Annotated in this window: 18 protein-coding genes; 5 read left to right on the top strand and 13 right to left on the bottom strand. The window is 71.3% G+C overall.

Annotation, left to right across the window (positions count from 1 at the left end; genetic code table 11):
- The first annotated feature begins 41 nt into the window (after nt 1-41).
- Nucleotides 42-1256 carry an acetate kinase gene (locus DEJ51_RS23250; RefSeq protein WP_150259462.1) on the top strand — a complete coding sequence of 405 codons (1215 nt, stop codon included), beginning with the start codon at nt 42-44 and terminating at the stop codon, nt 1254-1256.
- A 61-nt stretch (nt 1257-1317) separates the two neighbouring features.
- Nucleotides 1318-2745 carry a pyruvate kinase gene (pyk, locus tag DEJ51_RS23245; RefSeq protein WP_150259460.1) on the top strand — a complete coding sequence of 476 codons (1428 nt, stop codon included), beginning with the start codon at nt 1318-1320 and terminating at the stop codon, nt 2743-2745.
- Nucleotides 2746-2849: 104 nt separating this feature from the next.
- Here the strand turns inward: pyk and DEJ51_RS23240 are convergent, their stop codons facing one another.
- The 5 genes from DEJ51_RS23240 to DEJ51_RS23220 form a co-directional block, all read right to left on the bottom strand.
- Complete coding sequence (locus DEJ51_RS23240) at nt 2850-3029, bottom strand: hypothetical protein (protein WP_150259458.1); 180 nt, start codon at nt 3027-3029, stop codon at nt 2850-2852.
- A 312-nt stretch (nt 3030-3341) separates the two neighbouring features.
- A complete protein-coding gene (locus tag DEJ51_RS23235) occupies nt 3342-4658 on the bottom strand; it encodes a hypothetical protein (protein WP_150259456.1) in 1317 nt (438 codons plus the stop codon).
- The gene (locus DEJ51_RS23230; protein WP_150259454.1) at nt 4648-5235 is read right to left on the bottom strand and encodes a DUF6114 domain-containing protein; all 588 of its coding nucleotides are present in this window, start codon (nt 5233-5235) and stop codon (nt 4648-4650) included. The genes DEJ51_RS23235 and DEJ51_RS23230 overlap by 11 nt, the downstream gene beginning before the upstream one ends.
- A 112-nt stretch (nt 5236-5347) precedes the next feature.
- Nucleotides 5348-5992, bottom strand: a complete 645-nt coding sequence (locus tag DEJ51_RS23225) for a DUF6230 family protein (protein ID WP_150259452.1) — start codon at nt 5990-5992, stop codon at nt 5348-5350.
- 628 nt (nt 5993-6620) lie between these two features.
- Nucleotides 6621-7625: a tetratricopeptide repeat protein gene (locus DEJ51_RS23220; protein ID WP_150259450.1), complete on the bottom strand. Its 1005-nt coding sequence runs from the start codon at nt 7623-7625 to the stop codon at nt 6621-6623.
- Between the two features lie 248 nt (nt 7626-7873).
- On the opposite strand from DEJ51_RS23220, the gene DEJ51_RS23215 reads away from it, so the two are divergent.
- Nucleotides 7874-8494 carry a TetR/AcrR family transcriptional regulator gene (locus DEJ51_RS23215; RefSeq protein WP_030014167.1) on the top strand — a complete coding sequence of 207 codons (621 nt, stop codon included), beginning with the start codon at nt 7874-7876 and terminating at the stop codon, nt 8492-8494.
- A 7-nt stretch (nt 8495-8501) separates the two neighbouring features.
- Here the strand turns inward: DEJ51_RS23215 and DEJ51_RS34630 are convergent, their stop codons facing one another.
- From DEJ51_RS34630 to DEJ51_RS23190, 6 genes are all read right to left on the bottom strand, one after another.
- Nucleotides 8502-8657, bottom strand: coding sequence for a hypothetical protein (locus DEJ51_RS34630; RefSeq protein WP_190620581.1), 156 nt, complete (start codon nt 8655-8657; stop codon nt 8502-8504).
- A 30-nt stretch (nt 8658-8687) separates the two neighbouring features.
- Nucleotides 8688-8954, bottom strand: a complete 267-nt coding sequence (locus tag DEJ51_RS23210; protein ID WP_150259448.1) for a hypothetical protein — start codon at nt 8952-8954, stop codon at nt 8688-8690.
- 46 nt (nt 8955-9000) lie between these two features.
- Nucleotides 9001-10701: a methylmalonyl-CoA mutase gene (locus DEJ51_RS23205; protein ID WP_150259446.1), complete on the bottom strand. Its 1701-nt coding sequence runs from the start codon at nt 10699-10701 to the stop codon at nt 9001-9003.
- Nucleotides 10702-10799: 98 nt separating this feature from the next.
- Complete coding sequence (locus tag DEJ51_RS23200) at nt 10800-11129, bottom strand: DUF3817 domain-containing protein (RefSeq protein WP_030764021.1); 330 nt, start codon at nt 11127-11129, stop codon at nt 10800-10802.
- An 80-nt stretch (nt 11130-11209) separates the two neighbouring features.
- On the bottom strand, nt 11210-11716 hold the full coding sequence (locus tag DEJ51_RS23195; RefSeq protein ID WP_150259444.1) for a MarR family winged helix-turn-helix transcriptional regulator: 507 nt from the start codon (nt 11714-11716) through the stop codon (nt 11210-11212).
- A gap of 21 nt (nt 11717-11737) precedes the next feature.
- Complete coding sequence (locus tag DEJ51_RS23190; RefSeq protein ID WP_150259442.1) at nt 11738-12994, bottom strand: MFS transporter; 1257 nt, start codon at nt 12992-12994, stop codon at nt 11738-11740.
- A 112-nt stretch (nt 12995-13106) separates the two neighbouring features.
- Between DEJ51_RS23190 and DEJ51_RS23185 the strand changes: the two genes are divergently transcribed.
- Entirely contained in the window at nt 13107-14102 is a 996-nt protein-coding gene (locus DEJ51_RS23185; protein WP_150259440.1) for an ArsR/SmtB family transcription factor, read from the top strand.
- Nucleotides 14103-14216: 114 nt separating this feature from the next.
- Complete coding sequence (locus DEJ51_RS23180; RefSeq protein ID WP_150259438.1) at nt 14217-15257, top strand: glycoside hydrolase family 6 protein; 1041 nt, start codon at nt 14217-14219, stop codon at nt 15255-15257.
- Here DEJ51_RS23180 and DEJ51_RS23175 read toward each other — a convergent pair whose 3' ends face one another.
- Together DEJ51_RS23175 and DEJ51_RS23170 are read right to left on the bottom strand one after the other, a co-directional pair.
- Entirely contained in the window at nt 15258-17234 is a 1977-nt protein-coding gene (locus DEJ51_RS23175; RefSeq protein WP_150259436.1) for a kelch motif-containing protein, read from the bottom strand.
- 2 nt (nt 17235-17236) lie between these two features.
- Complete coding sequence (locus DEJ51_RS23170; RefSeq protein ID WP_150259434.1) at nt 17237-18997, bottom strand: glycosyltransferase family 2 protein; 1761 nt, start codon at nt 18995-18997, stop codon at nt 17237-17239.
- Between the last annotated feature and the right edge of the window lie 111 nt (nt 18998-19108).

The following is a 19108-nucleotide window of genomic DNA, read 5'->3' as shown; positions in this document are numbered from 1 at the left end:
CCCTCTCCCCTCACCACCCGCGACAAGGAAAGACCTCCACCGTGACCGCATCGCGCGTACTCGTCCTCAACTCCGGCTCCTCGTCGGTCAAGTACCAGCTCCTCGACATGGCGGACCGGTCCCGGCTGGCCGCCGGCCTGGTGGAGCGCATCGGCGAGGAGACCTCCCGGCTGGTGCACGAGCCGCTTTCGGGTCCGGGTGCGTCGGCGGGCCGGCGGGAGCGGCTCGGCCCGATCGCGGACCACGGTGCCGCGCTGAAGGCCGTGGCCGCGGAGCTCGCCGCGGACGGGATGGGCCTGGACTCGCCCGAGCTGGCGGCGGTGGGCCACCGGGTGGTGCACGGCGGGACGCGGTTCACCCGGCCGACCGTGATCGACGACGAGGTGCTGGCGGAGATCCGGAGCCTGATCCCGCTGGCTCCGCTGCACAACCCGGCGAACGTGACCGGCATCGAGGTGGCGCGCTCGCTGCGCGCGGACGTTCCGCAGGTCGCCGTCTTCGACACCGCCTTCCACTCGACGATGCCGGAGCACGTGGCGCGGTACGCGATCGACGCCGCGACCGCCGAGGCGTACTCCGTCCGGCGGTACGGCTTCCACGGCACTTCCCACGCCTACGTCTCGCGGGCGACGGCCGCGCTGCTGGGCCGGCCGGTGGAGGACGTGAACGTGATCGTGCTGCACCTGGGCAACGGCGCCTCCGCCTCGGCCGTGCGGGGCGGGGTGTGCGTGGAGACGTCCATGGGCCTGACCCCGCTGGAGGGGCTGGTCATGGGGACCCGTTCGGGCGACGTCGATCCGGCGGTCGTCTTCCACCTGGCGCGGGTGGGCGGCTTCTCGGTGGATGAGATCGATTCGCTCCTGAACAAGAAGAGCGGTCTGCTGGGCATGTGCGGCGACAACGACATGCGCGAGGTGCTGCGGCGCGCGGGCGAGGGCGACGAGGCGGCGAGCCTCGCCTTCGCCGCGTACGTCCACCGGCTGAAGAAGTACATCGGGGCCTACACGGCGGTGCTCGGGCGGGTGGACGCGGTGACCTTCACGGCCGGGGTCGGCGAGAACGCCCACCAGGTCCGCGAGGCCGCGATCGACGGCCTGGCCGGGCTGGGCCTCGTGCTGGATCCCGAAGCCAATGCGGCGCGTTCCCCGCAGCCGCGGCTGGTTTCGGCGGATCATGCCCGGGTGGCGGTGGCGGTGGTCCCGACGGATGAGGAACTGGAGATCGCCACCCAGGCGTACGCGCTGGTTACTCAGTAGTCACTTGGAGTTTCCGCCAGACGGAATATTCCGCTACGAAACAAACCGATAGGATCCAGTCATGCGCCGTTCCAAAATCGTCTGCACGCTGGGCCCCGCCGTCGACTCGTATGAGCAGCTGAAAGCGCTCATCGAGGCAGGTATGAACGTGGCCCGATTCAACTTCAGCCACGGGTCCCAGGCAGAACACCAGGAGCGGTACGACCGCGTCCGGCAGGTCTCCGAGGACACCGGGCGCGCCGTCGGCGTCCTCGCCGACCTCCAGGGCCCGAAGATCCGTCTGGAGACCTTCGCCGAAGGTCCCGTCGAGCTGGTGCGCGGTGACGAGTTCACCATCACCACCGAGGACGTCCCGGGCGACAAGTCCATCTGCGGCACCACCTACAAGGGCCTCCCGGGCGACGTCGCCAAGGGTGACCAGATCCTGATCAACGACGGCAACGTCGAGCTCCGGGTGACCGAGGTCGAGGGCCCCCGGGTCCGGACCATCGTCATCGAGGGCGGTGTCATCTCGGACCACAAGGGCATCAACCTGCCGGGTGCCGCGGTGAACGTACCCGCCCTGTCGGAGAAGGACGTCGACGACCTCCGCTTCGCCCTGCGGATGGGCTGCGACATGGTCGCCCTGTCCTTCGTCCGCGACGCCAACGACGTCAAGGACGTCCACAAGGTGATGGACGAGGAGGGCCGCCGGGTCCCCGTCATCGCCAAGGTGGAGAAGCCGCAGGCCGTCGAGAACATGGAGGCCGTGGTCGCCGCCTTCGACGCGGTCATGGTGGCCCGCGGCGACCTGGCCGTCGAGTACCCGCTCGAAAAGGTCCCGATGGTCCAGAAGCGGCTCATCGAGATGTGCCGCCGCAACGCCAAGCCGGTGATCGTCGCGACCCAGATGATGGAGTCGATGATCACCAACTCCCGCCCGACGCGCGCGGAGGCCTCCGACGTGGCCAACGCCATCCTCGACGGCGCGGACGCGGTCATGCTGTCGGCGGAGTCCTCGGTCGGCGCCTACCCGATCGAGACCGTCAAGACGATGTCGAAGATCGTCGCGGCGGCCGAGGAGGAGCTCCTCTCCAAGGGCCTCCAGCCGCTGGTCCAGGGCAAGAAGCCGCGCACCCAGGGCGGCTCCGTCGCCCGCGCGGCGTGCGAGATCGCGGACTTCCTCGACGCCCAGTCGCTGATCGCCTTCACCCAGTCGGGCGACACCGCCCGCCGCCTGTCGCGCTACCGCGTGACGCAGCCGATCCTGGCCTTCACCACCGACGTGAACACCCGCAACCAGCTCACGCTGAGCTGGGGCGTCGAGTCCTACATCGTCCCGCACGTGGACACCACCGACGCGATGGTCGACCTGGTGGACGGCGAGCTGCTCAAGCTGGGCCGCTACAACCAGGGCGACACGATGATCATCACCGCCGGCTCGCCCCCCGGCGTCCCCGGCACCACCAACATGGTCCGCGTCCACCACCTGGGCGACACCCAGGCCTGACGCCGCGGGCCCGCTCGAACTCTGCCGCACAGAGACCGAGGGCGGTGCCCTGGATCCCCTTCGAGGATCCGGGGCACCGCCCTCGGTGTGTTCCGGGGTCCGGTTCAGTCCGCCGTGTCCGGCCTGACGTCGATCCCTCCGTCCTCCACGACGCACTCGTCGTAGCCGGGCCTCTCGCCGAGATCCCGGTACCGCGCGAGGCGAGATGCGCCGATCGTGATCTGGTACGCCTTCAGCACCCTCAGGAGCAGCCTGAAGCCCAGATCCGGATCGACGTGTGTCACCGTTCTTTCCAGCGTGCGCACCACGTCGGGCACCGGGTGGTGTGGGTGTCCTTCGGCCCGCGCGGCCGTGGCCGCCGTGCCCGCGTTGTCCGCCGCGGTACGTGCGGCCGTGGCCGCGGTACGGGACCCTTCGGCCGCGCTCGTGCCCTCGTCGGCGGCGGCCTTGGACTCCTTGGCGTAGGCCTTGGCCTCCAGGGCGTCGCGCTGCCGTTCCGCGTCGATCGCCTTGTTCCGGGCCTCACGGCCATGGGTAACGAAAAGCGGACGGCCCGCCCCAGCAAAGGGACGGGCCGTCGGACGTGCATGAGCCGGTTACTGCTCCGGCGGGCCGATGTAGTTCTTCAGGCCCGGAACGGTGAGCGTGCCGCCGAACTGGCCGGCCTGGACGACCTTGACGTTCGTGAAGAACGCGAACGGGACGTTCAGGGGCGGCGGGCTGTTCGGGGTGAACTCGATCGGGATCAGACCGAACAGGTTGCCCTTGAGGCTCTCGGTGTACATCGTCACCGTGCCGCCGCGGATCTTGGACGTGGAGCCCGGACGCGACTTCAGGTGGGCGACGTTCCCCGACTTGCCGACCGTCTGGTAGAGGTCCTTGATGTCCAGCGAGTCCGCGGTGAACTTCAGGACCTTCTTGGTCTTGCCGCCGGCCGTCTTCACCTCGACGATGCCGTGGTAGTCCAGGCCGTAGAGGGTCAGCAGCGAGCTGTCGAGGTACCAGGGCTCGTCCGGCAGGAGCGGGACGCCCTGCTCCAGCTCGGCGTCGGCCAGGGCCTTGGCGTCGTAGGTCGGGCACGGGAAGGGCTGCTTCCCGTCCGGGTCCTTCGTCTCCTCGGCCTTGTCCTTGTCCTTGTCCTTGTCCTCGGACTTGTCCTCGTCCTCCGCCGTGGACTTGTCGTCCTTGGCCTTGTCCTCGCCCGTCTCGTTCTTGGGGTCCTTCTCGGTCTTCTTGACCTCCTCGGACAGCTCCTTGACGTCGACACCGGCCTTCTTCGCCGCCTCGCGGATCGCGTCCGCGGCCGGGTCCGGGGTCGGGGCCGTCTTGGCAGCGCCCGACGGGGTGGGCGCGGGCGTCGGGGTCGCCTTCGCCGTCGCGTCCTTGAGGGGCCTGCCGAGCTCGTCGACGAGGTTCTTGAGCGCGTCGCCGACGCCCAGCGGGTCCAGCGGGTTCGTGGACTTGGTCGGCTCCGGAGCCGGCGTGGTGGCCGGGGCCGGCGCCTTCTCGTTCGTCACCGGGGGCTTGGCCGCCGACGGGGAGGTGCTCGGCTTCGCCTTCGCGGCCGCCGACGCGGACGGAGAGGGCGTCGCGCTGGGCGACGTACTCGGCGAAGCCGTGGTGGACGGCGTGGGCGACGGGGACTTCGACTCGGTCTCCGCGGGTTCGTCGGACCGCGTCACGCACGGGCCGGGCGCGAAGGGGATCTCCTTGTCGTCGGCCACCGCGAGCTTGGGCGCCATACCCATCCCGACGAACACGGCCGTCGGCATCGCCGCGAGCGCCATCGTCTTGCCGACGGGTATCTGGATCTTGTTCAGCAGCGACTTCCTGGGCGCCGCGTGGCGCGGCCCCTTCACTACACGGGACTGCGCGCCTGGGGCCACGCCCCGCTGCGTCTCGTCACCCCGCACTGTTCCTCCCGCCATCGGCGTGGGCAGTCGTCTCGCTCGCGTGTGCCGTTTCCGTACCGCGGGGACCGGGAACGCCCTGGGCGCCCATGTCCGCCGTCGCCTCCGCCTTGGTCAGGCCGACCGGGTCCGCCTGCTGCTCGGCCGCCGGCTGCGCGGTCTCCTCGACCGGCTGACCCGGCGCCCAGGCCAGGGCGAGCGCGCCGCCGACCATCGAGAGGCTGAAGCCGATGAAGAAGCCGCCGAGGTTGGACACCGGGATGGAGACCAGGGCCAGCAGGATCGCGGCCACGCCGGCGAAGACGCGGATGGTCGCCTGGAACCACAGGGCCAGGCCCAGCGTGATCAGCAGTACACCGATGATCAGTGCGCCCGCGCCGCCCGTGGTGGCCATGGCGAGAGTGATATTGCCCAGACGGAGATCCGCATAGGGGAAGTAGGCGATCGGGAGGCCGCCCAGCAGCGTGAACAACCCGGCCCAGAAGGGACGGCGACCGCTCCAGGCGTGGAAGTGGTAGTACACCGCGGTGAGCCAGGCGTCGTCTTCTGCGCGAACGTAAACCGGGGCCTGGGGGTTCATGGACAACAGCTCCCTGGAAACGGGTGGTACGTGAGAACTCTGTGGAGCCCGGACGGGTGGTGGCGGCATGCGCCCACCACCACCCGTCCGGTCATGCACCGGGACGGACGGGTCAGTCCTTGAGGTCCTGGTAGCAGGGCTGGTCGCCACCGAGCAGGCGCAGCTTCAGGTTGGGCAGCTTGAAGGTGCCCGCCGTGGTCGCCCACGCCTTCTGCTTCACGTCCGTCAGGACCGCCCGCTCGGCGCGCTGGGAGAACGCGTAGGGGCTGGCCACCGTACCGGCCTGCGGCTTGGTCTTGTGACTCGCGTCGCCGACCGCGACACCGATGTCCAGGTTCTCGAACTCGGCGTCGGTGTCGAGCTCGGCCACATCCAGGTAGATGTTGGTCGCCACGGCCGGGGTGCCCTTGTGACCGGTCCTCAGCTGGAGCGTGATGGCGCCCAGCGGAGTCGGGGTCACCAGGGACTGGCACATGTTGGTGATCTCGGCACGGCTGAAGCCGGAGATGGTGACCGGGTGGTCGACCTCCTTGCCGGTCTTCAGGTCGTGCCCCTTGGCGATACCGCCGTACTGGATGAGGTCCTTACCGTCGAGCTTGTCGGCCGCGACCTTGAAGTCCTGGCCGGAGACGCTGAAGGACGCCGCGAGGGCACCCTGCGCCAGACCCACACCGACCGCGGCCGTGGCCGCGATGCTCGGCACCATGACGAGCGCGAAGCGCTTCCATCTGGTCCCGCCACGAACCTGAGAACTCATTTCGTTCCTCCTTCTCGGACGTACATCTCCGGTCCGGGCCGTGCCCGTCCTGGGATGGGAGAAGTGCTACGTCCTCGGGAAGGAGCGCAGGCGGCCGGGCCGCGGCCGTGCCACGTCCGATACACCGGCGATCACCCCCGAGCGACAACCACTGGGCCACGCGTTCGCGCAACCTGGAGGACAGGCCCCACCGGTGTGGCAGAGACCCCCCTGTCCCACGGCCGGTGCCACTGCCACAGGCCGGCTCGGTGGGGACCCTTCTCCGCGGCTCCGAGCGAGCGGCTCTGCGGGAAGGACCGAGCGTCGCCGATCGTGGTCCATTCCAGGCCGGGGCACAAGGGGGTTCGTTACTGGCGGGTAACGGCCAGATAACCGGGGCACGACCCGCCGCCGTCGGGCAGCAACACAGGGTGTCACCCAGGGCCACGACAGAACGGGCGAATGACGAACACACCGGACAGTTCACGGGGTTCGATTTACTGCGAGTAACAGCGGCCGCGATTGCCAATCTTTGGCAAAGTGCGGCCGCTGTTTATCTACGTGTCAACAAATCGCCGGTGGCCCGGTGATGTACGGGCGGTGCGTGGCGACGGCCCCGGAGCGGCCGCGGAGCCCGCCCGGACGCGGCCTAGAAGAGCACCCGCGCGAGCGCCGTACGCGCCGCGGAGACCCGCGGGTCGTCCGCGCCGATGACCTCGAACAGCTCCAGCAGTCGCAGCCGCACGGTGTCCCGGTCCTCACCGAACGTGACCCGGACGGTGTCCACCAGGCGGCCGAAGGCGTCCTCCACGTGGCCGCCGACCAGGTCGAGGTCGGCCGCGGCGATCTGTGCCGCCGGGTCGCGCGGGTTCTCGGCCGCCGCGGCCCGCACCGCCTGCGGGTTCATGTGCTGGACCCGGGCCAGCAGCTCGGCCTGGGCCAGGCCCAGCTTGGCCTCGGTGTTGCCCGGGTCGTCCGCGAGCACGTTCTTGTACGCCTGGACCGCACCGCCGAGGTCACCGGCGTCGAGCGCGACGACCGCCGCCTCCAGCAGGGCGTCGTGCGGGCCGGCCGGGATCTCGTCCGTGGCCGAGGCGGCCTGAGCGGCACCCTCCGCGGCCGGGTCCACCTCGATGCCGATGATCCCGAAACGGTCCTCGGCGACCTGGACGAGCTGGGCGAAGGTCTCCCGGATCTGCTGCTCCGGAACCACACCCTGGAACAGCGGCAGCACCTGACCGGCCACCACGGCGAAGACGGCCGGGATGCCCTGGATCTGGAACTGCTGCATCAGCATCTGGTTGGCGTCGACATCGATCTTGGCGAGCACGAGGCGGCCGTTGGCCTCGGTGATCAGCCGCTCCAGCAGCGGGCTGAGCTGCTTGCACGGCTGGCACCACTCGGCCCAGAAGTCCAGGACGACCGGAACCTCTGCCGAGAGCTGGAGCACATCGCGTTCAAAGCCGGCCTCGTCTACGTCGACGACGAGCGCGGACGGCGGCACCGCACCGGCGGACGGACCCGCCCCACCGGACTCGCCGGCCCTGCTCGCCGCTTCGGCGCGGGCCTGCTCCGCCTTGGCCTTGGCCTCACCGGCCGCCTTCACCGCGGCGAGGTCGACGACGCCGCTCATGGACATGTTTCTGGGCTGCATGCGTACATCCTCCCCCGTGTGCGCGCGCCGACGAAAAAGATCGCGTGAATTGGCCGTGCCGGCTACCGCCGCGATCGTGATGTTGGACGGCGCCGGGTCCCCACCTGGCGCCAGTAGCTCTTCGCGTGGTTGTCGCTCTTACGCTACGAGCCGTAGCGTAACTCCCCCGGCGGCCCGCCGCGCCCCTCCCGGCCCAGTGATCTGAACCACAGCGGCCGGTTCGGCTACCGGCGGGTATGGTCTCGGCCATGCGCAACCCCAGCCCCGGCCGCACCGGTCGTCCCCGCAGTGCCGCCGCGGACGCCGCGATCCTCGCCGCGACCCGGGACGCGCTCGTCGAGCTGGGCTGGTCGAAGCTGACGATGGGGGACGTTTCGGCCCGGGCGGGGGTCGCCAAGACCACCCTCTACCGGCGCTGGGCGGGCAAGAACGAGCTGGTCGTGGACGCGGTCGCGGAGCTCTTCGACGCGCTCGAACTCCCGGACCGGGGCTCACTCGAAGCGGACATCGAGAACGTGGTGCTGCAGTTCGCGGAGTTGCTGCGGCGCCCGGAGGCCCGGACCGCCCTGATGGCGGTCGTCGCCGAGTCCACCCGGGACGAGGCCCTGCGCGACCGGATCCGGTCGGCGATCGTGGACCGGCAGAAACGTCTCGTCGTACTGGGTCGCGAACGCGCCCAGGCCCGTGGGGAGCTTCCGTACGAGGAGGACGAGTCCCTCGCCGGCCGCACCACGGACCTGATCTTCGACGTGATCGCCGGCACGGTGGTGCACCGCGCCCTGGTGAGCTCCGAGCCGGTGGACGAGCTCTGGGTGGCCACCTTCACGGCCCTGCTGATGCACGGCCTGCGGGGCCCGGCGGCGGCCTGACCCCGGCTCAGCGGGGCCCGGCCCGGCGGATCCGGCCGTACAGCTCCTCGCACCGGGGGTTGTGCCCGGGCCAGGGTCGCCGGCCCGGCCAGGACGCCCAGCGCAGGGCGTCCGCCTCCTCCGCGGGACGCAGTGCGGCCGCCACGAGCGCGGCGCGCGCCACCTCCGCCCCGGCCGTCCGGAAGCCGATGTCTCAGGAGTCCACCTCGTGCCATCCCCCGTCCGTGAGCAGGACGGCCGCCGCGACGCCGTCCAGTCCCAGCTCGATCCCCGCGCGTACGGCCGGGAGGAACTCGGCGGGCAGCCGCCGCTCGGGGACCAGGTTCACGATCTCCGTCCGGCCGCCGGGGCCCGGAGGCTCGAAGTCGGCCACGAGGTGTGCGTAGTAGCCCCCGCAGCCGCCCTTGTTCATCACCACGCGCGCGCTGATGCCCCGTACGGGAGCAGGAAGGCCGGTCATGGCGCCACCGTACGGGCGCCACGACCGGCCGTCTCGCACAGGCGGCCTAGAAGCCCGGCGGCTCGGTGTAGGTGCCCCACTCGTCGCGCAGGACGTTGCAGATCTCGCCCATCGTGGCCTCGGCCCGCACCGCGTCCAGCATGGCCGGGATCATGTTCGACCCGTCCCGGGCGGCGTCCAGCATGGCCTTGAGCGCCGCGTCCACCTTGGCGTCGTCGCGCCGGGCCTTGCGGGCCGCCAGCTCCCGCACCTGGACGGTCTCCACCTCGTGGCTGACCCGGAGGATCTCCAGGTCCCCGGTGACTGATCCGTGGTGCACGTTGACGCCGACGACGCGCTTGTCGCCCTTCTCCAGCGACCGCTGGTACTGGAAGGCCGACTCGGCGATCTCCCCGGTGAACCAGCCGTCCTCGATGCCGCGCAGGATGCCCGAGGTGATCGGCCCGATCGGGTGCTGCCCGTCCGGGTGGGCGCGCAGGCCGCGCTCCTTGATCTGGTCGAAGATCTTCTCGGCCTCGGCCTCGATGCGGTCGGTGAGCTGCTCCACGAACCAGGAACCGCCGAGCGGGTCCGCCACGTTGGCGACGCCGGTCTCCTCCATCAGCACCTGCTGCGTGCGCAGGGCGATCTCGGCGGCCTGCTCGCTCGGCAGGGCGAGGGTCTCGTCGAGGGCGTTGGTGTGCAGGGAGTTCGTGCCGCCGAGCACGGCGGCGAGGGCCTCCACGGCGGTGCGCACGACGTTGTTGTACGGCTGCTGCGCCGTGAGCGAGACACCGGCGGTCTGGGTGTGGAAGCGCAGCCACATGGACTTCTCGCTCTTCGCCCCGTAGACCTCCTTCATCCAGCGGGCCCAGATCCGGCGTGCGGCACGGAACTTGGCGATCTCCTCGAAGAAGTCGAGGTGCGCGTCGAAGAAGAAGGACAGGCCGGGCGCGAAGGCGTCGACGTCCATGCCGCGCGAGAGGCCCAGCTCCACGTAGCCGAAGCCGTCGGCGAGGGTGTACGCGAGCTCCTGCGCGGCCGTGGCCCCGGCCTCGCGGATGTGGTAGCCGGAGACGGACAGCGGCTTGTAGGCCGGGATGCCCTTCGTGCAGTACTCCATGAGGTCGCCGATGAGGCGCAGGTGCGGCTCGGGTTCGAAGAGCCACTCCTTCTGGGCGATGTACTCCTTGAAGATGTCGGTCTGGAGCGTGCCGTTGAGGACGGCGGGGTCGACGCCCTGCCGCTCGGCGGCGACCAGGTACATGCAGAAGGCGGGGACGGCCGGGCCCGAGATCGTCATCGAGGTCGTGACGTCACCGAGCGGGATGTCCTTGAACAGGACCTCCATGTCGGCGGCGGAGTCGATGGCGACCCCGCAGTGGCCGACCTCGCCGAGGGAGCGGGGGTCGTCGGAGTCGCGGCCCATGAGGGTCGGCATGTCGAAGGCGACGGAGAGCCCGCCGCCGCCGGCGGCCAGGATCATCTTGTAGCGCTCGTTGGTCTGCTCGGCGTTCCCGAACCCGGCGAACTGCCGGATGGTCCAGGTCCGGCCGCGGTACCCGGTGGCGTGGAGTCCGCGGGTGTACGGGTACTCGCCCGGCCACCCGATGCGCTCGAAGCCCTCGTACGCGTCGCCGGGCCGGGGCCCGTAGACCGGTTCGACCTCGTCGCCGGAGAGCGTGGTGAAGTCTGCCTCGCGCTTGCGGGCCTTGTCATAGCGGGCCTGCCAGCGACGGCGGCCTTCCTCGATGGCGTCAGCGTCCATACCCATGAATTTACTAGGACGTCCTAGTAAATGTCGATGGCAAACCCCCGGGGACTCGCCCCGGGGGTGGGTGACGCTCGCCTCGCAGGGGGCGGGGATCAGGCCTTGGCGGTCGCCAGCGAGTCGTCGACCAGCGGCTCGACCTCGGCGCGGACCTTGCGCTCGACGAAGAAGGCGGCCACCGGAATCGTTCCGCTGAGCATGACCCAGAGCATCTTGCCGAAGGGCCACCTGGCCTTGGAGCTCAGGTCGAAGGCGAAGACCAGATAGATCATGAAGAGCACACCGTGGGCCTGCGAGACCACGAAGGTCAGATCGGCGCCGGTGTCGAAGCCGTACTTCGCCACCATGCAGGCACAGAGGATCAGGAGCATGACCGCGGTCACGTAGGCCATGGCGCGGTAGCGGGTCAGCACGCTTCGTTTCATGCCGACGAGCCTAGCCGTCCGTTTTGCTCGATCTTGACGCGGCCCCGGCCCCGGCACCGGGTCCCGGGCCACGGCCCCGGCTACTCCTGGAAGTCCGCCGCGGCCACCCGCAGCGGGCGCAGCAGCGCGAAGATCTCCCCGCACTCCTCGGCGTCGTACGCGCCGAGGCCGAACTCGACGGCCATCAGGTCCTTCGTGGCGGCCTCGACGACCTCCCGGCCCTTCTCCGTGATCGAGGCGAGGGTGCCGCGGCCGTCGTTCGGGTTGGGCCGCTTGGCGACCAGTCCGGACTTCACCAGCCGGTCCACGGTGTTGGTGACCGACGTCGGGTGGACCATCAGCCGCTCGCCGATCTTGGACATCGGCAGTTCGCCGGCCTTGGAGAAGGTGAGGAGCACCAGCGCCTCGTACCGGGCGAAGGTCAGCCCGTACGGCTTGACGACCGCGTCGACCTCGCCGAGCAGGATCTGCTGCGCGCGCATGATCGAGGTGATCGCGGCCATGGAGGGCACGGGTCCCCAGCGCTGCTGCCAGAGCTCGTCGGCGCGGGCGATGGGGTCGAAGGGAAGGCTGAGCGGCTTGGGCACGCGTCCGACCCTACCGGGAGGTCACTTCACCGCGGGGGCCGTCTCATCCCTCAGTCGTTCCTCCTGCCGGACGGCGCACCGGAGTTCGGCCAGGAGCAGCAGGACGACCCCCGTGCCGAGGATCCCGGCGCCGGTGACGACCTCGTGCACCGGACGGAATTCGGCGGCGAGGCCGGCCAGGGCCATGCCGACGCCCTGGAGGGTCATCAGGCCGGTGCTCAGCAGTGTCATCGCCCGGCCGCGCAGCTCGTCGGGGACGGCTTCGACGTACCACTGGTCCAGACCGAGGGTGTAGGCGTGCGCCAGCCCGGCGAGCAACAGGGCGGCGAGGGCCACGGGCAGGCCCGGCCGGACCGCGAAGACCAGGAGCGGCAGCAGCCCGGCGGCGGCGAGCGGCACCACGATCCGCGATCGCGTCCGGGCGGTGAGGGCCGAGCCGGCCCAGAGCTCCCCGGCGATGGTGCCGACGGGCATGGCGCACATCATCAGTCCGAGGGCGGCGGTGCCGAGGCCGATGCCGTCCGTGTACGGGGCGAGCAGCGCCTCGGGGACGACCAGGAAGACGGGGGGCAGCCAGAACAGCAGCATCAGCGCACGCAGCCGTCGCCGGCCGAGGACGGCGCGCAGTCCGGCGAGCGGGGAGGTACGGGCGCCGCCGCGGGCGGGGCGGCTGCGCGTACCCAGCCGCAGCAGCAGCGCGGAGCCGAGGAACCCGGCGGCGGTGAGGGCGATGGCCGCGCGCGGTGCGAGCACGGTGAGCAGCAGCCCGCCCAGCCCGAAGCCGATGAGCTGGGCGCTCTGGGCCACCATGCGCAGCAGCGAGCGGCCCAGGACGAAGGCGTCGCCGGTGCCGAGGACGTCGGCGAGGGAGGCGTTGCGCGTGCCCTGGAACAGGGGCGCCACGAAGGCCATCGCGCAGCGCAGTACGAGGAGCACGGCGACGGGCGTGCCCGGCGCCACCATGGCGGCCGCGCACAGCGCGCAGACGAGGTCGCACGCGACGAGCACCCGGCGGGCGGGGTGGCGGTCGGCGATCCCGGCGAGCAGGGTGCCGCCGAGGGCGTACGGCAGGAAGCCCAGGGCGAAGGTGAGCGCGCTCATCAGGGGCGAGCCGGTGGTGCGGTAGACGAGGACGGACAGCGAGATCTCGGCGACGACCACGCCGAACACGGACAGCAGGTGGGCGGCGAAGACGGTCCGGAACTCACGGACCCGGAACACGGAGCGGTAGCCCGGTGGCGGTGCGGACCGCCCGGGCGCCTGGGTGTCGGCTGGCATGCGCCCAGCGTCCCGGGCCCGGGGCCGGCGCCCCAGAGATTCGCCTGGGGCCGAATGTCGGGGCAGAGTCGTTCCCGTCGTTCCCGTACACGGGGAAGAGAAGGGGGCCGGGATGGGGCTGCACCACTACTTCGGGCACGAGGACCTGCTGCGGTGCCGTTTCGCGCTGTCGCCCGCGTGGGAAACGCAGGAGGCGGTCCGCACGCTGAGCCGTCCGGACCGGCAGGCCTACCACCTGCCCTGGCTGCGGGGGATCCGTGCCGCGGCCGACGGACTGGACCTGCGGCCGCTGTGGCTCCTGATGCCGCACCGCGGGCACAGTGCGGACTTCATCGGCCCGCCGCCCAGCGGGCCCGGGGTCTCCTTCGAGGAGGAGCTGGCCCTGATCCGCGGCACGGATCCGGCCGCGGCCCACGAGGACATCCGCAAGTCCCTGGCCTGCACCCCGGGCGCCCTCGACAGCGAACTGGGCCGGTCGCTGCTCGCCGATCCGGCCCGGGCCGTGCGCGATCTGGCGGATCTGCTGGAGCGGGCCTGGAGCGTGCTGATCGAGCCGCACTGGCCGCGGCTGCGGGCCCTGCTGGAGGCGGACGTCCTCTTCCATTCGCGCCGGCTCGCGGCCGGCGGTCTCCAGTCGCTCTTCGACGGGCTGCACCCGGGCCTCGCCTGGGACGCCGCCTCCCTCACCCTGACCATCGAGCGGCCCAGTCACCACGAGCGCGTCCTGGGCGGCCAGGGGCTGCTCCTGATGCCGAGCGCCTTCATCTGGCCGGGCATCGCGGGCGGCTTCGACCCGCCCTGGCAGCCCACGATCGTCTACCCGGCCCGCGGCATCGGCGCCCTGTGGACCCCGGCCCAGCAGAACACCCCGGACGCGCTCGCCCGGCTGGTGGGCCGGGCCCGGGCCGAGGTGCTGTGCGCGCTGGAGGAACCGGCTTCCACCACGGCGCTGGCCCACCGGCTCGGTCTGGCACCGTCCACGGTCTCGGCGCACCTGTCGGTCCTGCAGGCGGCCGGGCTGCTCATCTCCGCCCGCCACGGCCACCAGGTCCACTACGAGCGCACCCCGCTGGCGATCGCGCTCACCACCGGCGACCCCGGCCGCTGAGCCCGGCCGCCGGGCCCGGCCGCCCGGTGTCGCACACCCATGCCAACTGTCCGACATGTCAACATATCCCGGTATCTTGCTCCGCTGCCCGACCCTTCGTCCCGAGGAAGCCGGATGCCCCCCGCCGCTCGCAGGCCGCGTTTTCGCACCACCGCCCCCGTCCTCGGCCTCCTCGCGCTCCTCGCCGCGGCCCCCGCCTGCGGCGGCGAGCCCGCCCCCGAGCCGGGAACCCCCGCCGCCACGCCCGCGGCCCCCTCCCCCGTCGCCGCCGCCGAGGAGTCCCCGTTCTGGGTGGACCCGCACAGCGACGCCGCCCGGCAGGTCGCCGCCTGGGAGGCCGCGGGCCGCAACAGCGACGCCCAGGTGCTGCGCCGGATCGCGGACCGCCCGCTCACCCTGTGGGGACCCGGCGACGACCCCGGCCCCGAGATCCGCCGGGCCAGGGCGGGAGCCCGGGCCACCGGGCGGACCCTGCTGCTCGCCGCGTACAACATCCCGTACCGGGACTGCGGTCAGCACTCGGCCGGCGGCGCCCCGGACGCCCGCGCCTACCGCAGCTGGATCGGTGCCTTCGCCGACAACATCGAGGACACCAAGGCCGTGGTCGTCCTGGAGCCGGACGCGATCGCGCACATCATCGACGGCTGCACCCGGCCCGAGCACCACGCCGAGCGCTACCAGCTGCTCTCCGAGGCCGTCGACCGGCTCAAGAAGAACCGCAACACCAAGGTCTATCTGGACGCCGGCAACCCGGCCTGGATCCCGAACCCGATGGACCTGGTCGACCCCCTCTTCAAGGCGGGTCTGGCCCGCGCCGACGGCTTCGCCCTCAACGTCTCGAACTTCCAGCCCGACGCCGCCGCCCGCGCCTACGGCGCCAGGATCTCCCAGGGCACCAGCGGCAAGCACTTCGTCATCGACACCAGCCGCAACGGCGACGGCCCGCTGCCCGGCGACCGCGCCCAGGCCTGGTGCAATCCGCCGGGCCGCGCCCTCGGGGCACCGCCGACCGACCGGACGGGCGACCCGCTCGTCGACGCGTACCTCTGGGTCAAGCGGCCCGGCGAGTCCGACGGGACCTGCCGCGGCGGTCCGACGGCCGGCACCTGGTGGCCGGACTACGCCCTGGGACTGGCCCGCCGCGCCCGGGAGTGACTACGGGGCCGCCGGCCGCGGGGCCTTGACCTGGAGCCACCTCGCCACCGAGGGCGTCCCGTCGGCGTCCGTCACGAACAGCATGTACCAGCCCGGCGGCACCAGCGTCGGGTCCCGCGGCACCGACACCGTGACCGAGTCGTCCGTCCTGGTCAGCCCGAGCTCGATCGAGCGCTGCTCCACGTCCGTGGTGTGCGTGACGGCGCTCGGCCGCATCAGCCGGGCCCGTTCGATCCGCTCCGGGTGCGCCGCGGCGAAGGTGGCCCGCCCGTCCGCGTCGAGTTCCCCGGGCCCTTCGCCCAGGACGGGCCGCCGGGCCGGGTCCCGGTACAGGTACGGGGGTGAGTACACCTCCAGCCGGTGCTCGAACTTGCCGAGCCTGGTGTTGTCCTTGTCGGCGAAGAGCGGGTCCGAACCGAAGGTCGCCACCCGCCCGTCGGGCAGCAGCAGCGCCTCGGAGTGGTAGTTGCGGCCCACGGTCGGGTCGGCGGCGGCCGCGAAGGAGTCGGTGCGCGGGTAGTAGAACTGCGCCTTGTGGATGTCGCTGGCGCCGCGGCCGCGGTAGTCGGCGGACCCGCCGGTGGTGAAGACCGAATCGTCCGGCAGCAGCACGCTGCTCAGGTAGCGGGTGGCGCGCGGCAGCCGCGCCGAGGTCCGGAAGACCGGGTTCTCCTCCTTCAGGTCCACGATCGCGGTCCGGCTGGACGAGAGCTTGGACTCGCCGACCCCGCCACCGCCGAGGACCATCACCCTCTGGTCCTGGGCGGGCGGCAGCAGGAGCGAGGCGGAGGTCTCCAGCCGGTCCGGCTCCGCGAGCCCGCCCACCTTCTTGAACTCGTTGGTCGCGAGGTCCCACACCCCGGGCTCGCGCCCCTTGGTCTTCGGGCCGTAGCCCGCGTTGGAACCGGTGTATAGGAGCTTGCCGCCCTGCATGAGGAAGAGCGCGGGATAGGTCGGGAAGTAGTGGAAGGGGGCCTTCGACCACTTCTTCGTCTGCGGGTCGTAGTACTCGTTGTCGCCGGGCACCACGTCGCCCACGTCGTTCAGCCCGGAGACCGCGAGCACCCGCCCGTCCTGCAGGGTGACGAGCGTCGGGTACCAGCGGGCGTCGCCCATCGGGTCGACGCGCAGGTACTTCTCCGCCACCGGGTCGAACTCGTACGCCGACTTGATGCCCTGGAAGTCCTGCTTGTCGGCGCTCAGCCGTTCCGCGAGCCCGTAGACGTTGTCGGCGTCCTTGCCCGTCAGCCCGACCACCTCGTACTGCGCGGCCTCCGTGGTCAGCCCCTCGGCGCCGGGCTTCACGGCCTCCACGAAGACCCGTGACTCGGCGGCGACCACGGTGGTCCGCCACGGCACGACCTTGCCCCCGCGCCCGTAGGTGATCTCGAACTTCTTCCTGGCCTTCGGCACGACCACGTCGAACTTCGCCTCGTACTCCACCCCGGACGGCGAGCGGAAGCGGGTGCCCTTGCGGAGCTTGACGCTCTTGTCGGGGTTCTCGTTCTTGACCCGCATCCGGCCGCCCGCCCGGGTGACCTTCCCGTGGAGGACCTCGTACCGGGCGGTGCCGCCGGCCACCAGCAGCCGGCCGTCGGGCAGCTGGCTGTGCCCGGCGCAGAAGAAGTCCTCGGGTGTCGGGATCTTCTTGAAGCTGTCGTCCTCCGGGTCCCACAGGACGGTGTCGAAGGTGCCCTTGTCGAAGTTCTTCTGGTTGTTGCCGCTGCCGGCGATGAGCAGCACCTTGCCCGTGTGCAGCAGGGCCGCGTGCATGGCGTTGATCCGGTACTCCTCGGGGAGCCCGACGAGGCCCCACGACCCGTACTGGATCCGGTAGCTGGTCTGCCCGATCTTGTACGCGTGGTACTTGTCCTCGGCGAAGGAGAGCGCGGCGGGTGCGTTGAGCGCGACCAGCACCAGCACGGCGGCGGCGCCGAGGGCGGTCTTCTTGAACTTCTTCGACGGCCGGTAGTCCATGCTCAGTTCCCTCCTGTCGCCCGGACGTACGCCGGCTCCTCACCCGGCTCGGAACCTCCGTCCGCGCCGCCGCCGGAGACGGGCCGGCGGCGCGTCACGCACCACACGGCGACCGGGGCGAGCGCGATGCCCAGTGCCAGCACCGCCCAGACGCGCATGGCGACGTGCGTGTGGTCGAAGCGGACGGACGCCAGCAGCGAGACGACCAGGACGGCGGCCCAGAAGAGGTGGATGCGGAAGGTCGCCAGCCGGTCGGGGCTGGCGTCACCGCCCTTGGGGGTGACGACGAAACGGCCCTCGGTGCGCAGCACCGCCGAGCCGAGTGACCTGAGGTAGACGGGCGCGCAGACCGCGGACAGGGCCATGCCGGCGACGCCGCCGGAGCCGGCCGGTTCGTGGGGCGAGACGTTGTGCCGGCGGTTCCACAGGTACAGGCCCACCTGGAGGGCGGCCGCGTCGGCGTAGAGCATCAGCCAGACCTTGGAGGAGACCTGGGTGCCGGAGGCGCCGAACCAGAGGAAGAGGGCGCAGCTGAGGATGCCGAGCAGCCAGTTCACGGCGGTCATCGGGTAGTAGACGAGCATCAGCGTGTAGTTGAGCCGGCGCCCGGCGGGCATCGTGAAGAGGCTCTTGCGGTACTGCTTGAACAGGGTCTCGTAGGTGCCCCGCGACCAGCGCAGCTGCTGGGTGAAGAGGTCGGTCCAGGAGGCGGGGCCCTCGCCGACGGCCAGCACGTCGGGGGTGTAGACGGAGCGCCAGAACCGGCCCGTGGCCGGGTTCCTGCGGCGGTGGAGCTCGAAGCCGGTGGCCATGTCCTCGGTGATGGAGTCGTAGAGTCCGCCGATCTGCCGCAGGGCGCTGATCCGTACGGCGTTGTTGGTGCCGACGAACATGGGGGCGCCGTAGCGGTTGCCGGCCCGCTGGATCAGGGCGTGGAAGAGGTACTGCTGGGACTCGGCGGCCTTGGTGACGGCCTCGGTGTAGTTGCCGTAGACCTGCGGGCCGACCACGAAGGCGACGTCGGGGTCGCGGAAGAACCCGAGCATCCGCTCCAGGTAGTTCGCGAGCGGGACGTGGTCGGTGTCGACGGAGGCGAAGAACTCGTAGTCGTCGCCGTGGCTCGCCAGCCAGGAGTTGTAGTTGCCGTGCTTGGTCCTCGCCCGGTGGGGGCCCTTGGCCGTGTTCCACTCGGGCACTCCCTTGCGGGTGAAGTGCCGTACGCCGAGTCGCGCGCACAGTGCCCGGGCCTCGGGGTCGTCGCCCTCGTCCAGCAGCCACACGTCCAGCGGGCCGTCGTGGCGGACGCGCCGCGCTCCCCGGAGGGTGGCCCGCACCATGGCGAGGGGCTCCTTGCCGGGGACGTAGGTCGTCAGGAACGCGACGCGGGTGCCGGGCTCGGCCGGTACGGGGACGGGGTCCCGGGCGGCCATCGTGGCGTGGGCGATCGACACCACGTTGACCAGGGTGAAGAGCATGATGAGCGCGATGGAGCAGAGCATCGTGGCATCGAGGACGACCAGCCATCGGGCGGCGCCCTCCCGGACGGTCCAGTGGGTGGGCCAGACCAGGTAGAGCAGCAGGGTGGCCGCGGCCACCGGGGCCAGGGTCATGAGGGCGATCGCCCGTATTCGGGTGCGGACCTCCTCGCGTGAGAGCAGGGACCGGTACTCCACCCGGTGGACGCCGTCGGGCCCGGGCGCCGGCCGCGCGAGGGGACCGGCGAGGCGGCTGTGCGTCTCGTAGTCGAAGCCTTCCGGCGCCACGGTCCCTCCCGATGGTCGATCCCGAGGCCGATATCCCTACGAAAGGTGACGGCTCCGGTCGTGTCGAACGGGGCTCGGCCGACCGGGCGGTCTTTCCGCGGATCGGGCGGC

Origin of the sequence: Streptomyces venezuelae, from assembly GCF_008642275.1 — a bacterium.
Lineage (GTDB): Bacteria > Actinomycetota > Actinomycetes > Streptomycetales > Streptomycetaceae > Streptomyces > Streptomyces venezuelae_E.
Note: the sequence above shows the minus strand (reverse complement) of the source record. Positions and strands in the feature narration are given on the sequence as shown.

What these genes read in the sequence shown, in the direction of transcription:
- DEJ51_RS23220 (WP_150259450.1), bottom strand. Translation starts at nt 7,625, where the DNA reads ATGCAGCCCAGAAACATGTCCATGAGCGGCGTCGTCGACCTCGCCGCG.
- DEJ51_RS23180 (WP_150259438.1), top strand. Translation starts at nt 14,217, where the DNA reads ATGCCCCCCGCCGCTCGCAGGCCGCGTTTTCGCACCACCGCCCCCGTC.
- DEJ51_RS23205 (WP_150259446.1), bottom strand. Translation starts at nt 10,701, where the DNA reads ATGGACGCTGACGCCATCGAGGAAGGCCGCCGTCGCTGGCAGGCCCGC.
- DEJ51_RS23215 (WP_030014167.1), top strand. Translation starts at nt 7,874, where the DNA reads ATGCGCAACCCCAGCCCCGGCCGCACCGGTCGTCCCCGCAGTGCCGCC.
- DEJ51_RS23185 (WP_150259440.1), top strand. Translation starts at nt 13,107, where the DNA reads ATGGGGCTGCACCACTACTTCGGGCACGAGGACCTGCTGCGGTGCCGT.
- pyk (WP_150259460.1), top strand. Translation starts at nt 1,318, where the DNA reads ATGCGCCGTTCCAAAATCGTCTGCACGCTGGGCCCCGCCGTCGACTCG.
- DEJ51_RS23200 (WP_030764021.1), bottom strand. Translation starts at nt 11,129, where the DNA reads ATGAAACGAAGCGTGCTGACCCGCTACCGCGCCATGGCCTACGTGACC.
- DEJ51_RS23230 (WP_150259454.1), bottom strand. Translation starts at nt 5,235, where the DNA reads ATGAACCCCCAGGCCCCGGTTTACGTTCGCGCAGAAGACGACGCCTGG.
- DEJ51_RS23190 (WP_150259442.1), bottom strand. Translation starts at nt 12,994, where the DNA reads ATGCCAGCCGACACCCAGGCGCCCGGGCGGTCCGCACCGCCACCGGGC.
- DEJ51_RS23210 (WP_150259448.1), bottom strand. Translation starts at nt 8,954, where the DNA reads ATGACCGGCCTTCCTGCTCCCGTACGGGGCATCAGCGCGCGCGTGGTG.
- DEJ51_RS23175 (WP_150259436.1), bottom strand. Translation starts at nt 17,234, where the DNA reads ATGGACTACCGGCCGTCGAAGAAGTTCAAGAAGACCGCCCTCGGCGCC.
- DEJ51_RS23225 (WP_150259452.1), bottom strand. Translation starts at nt 5,992, where the DNA reads ATGAGTTCTCAGGTTCGTGGCGGGACCAGATGGAAGCGCTTCGCGCTC.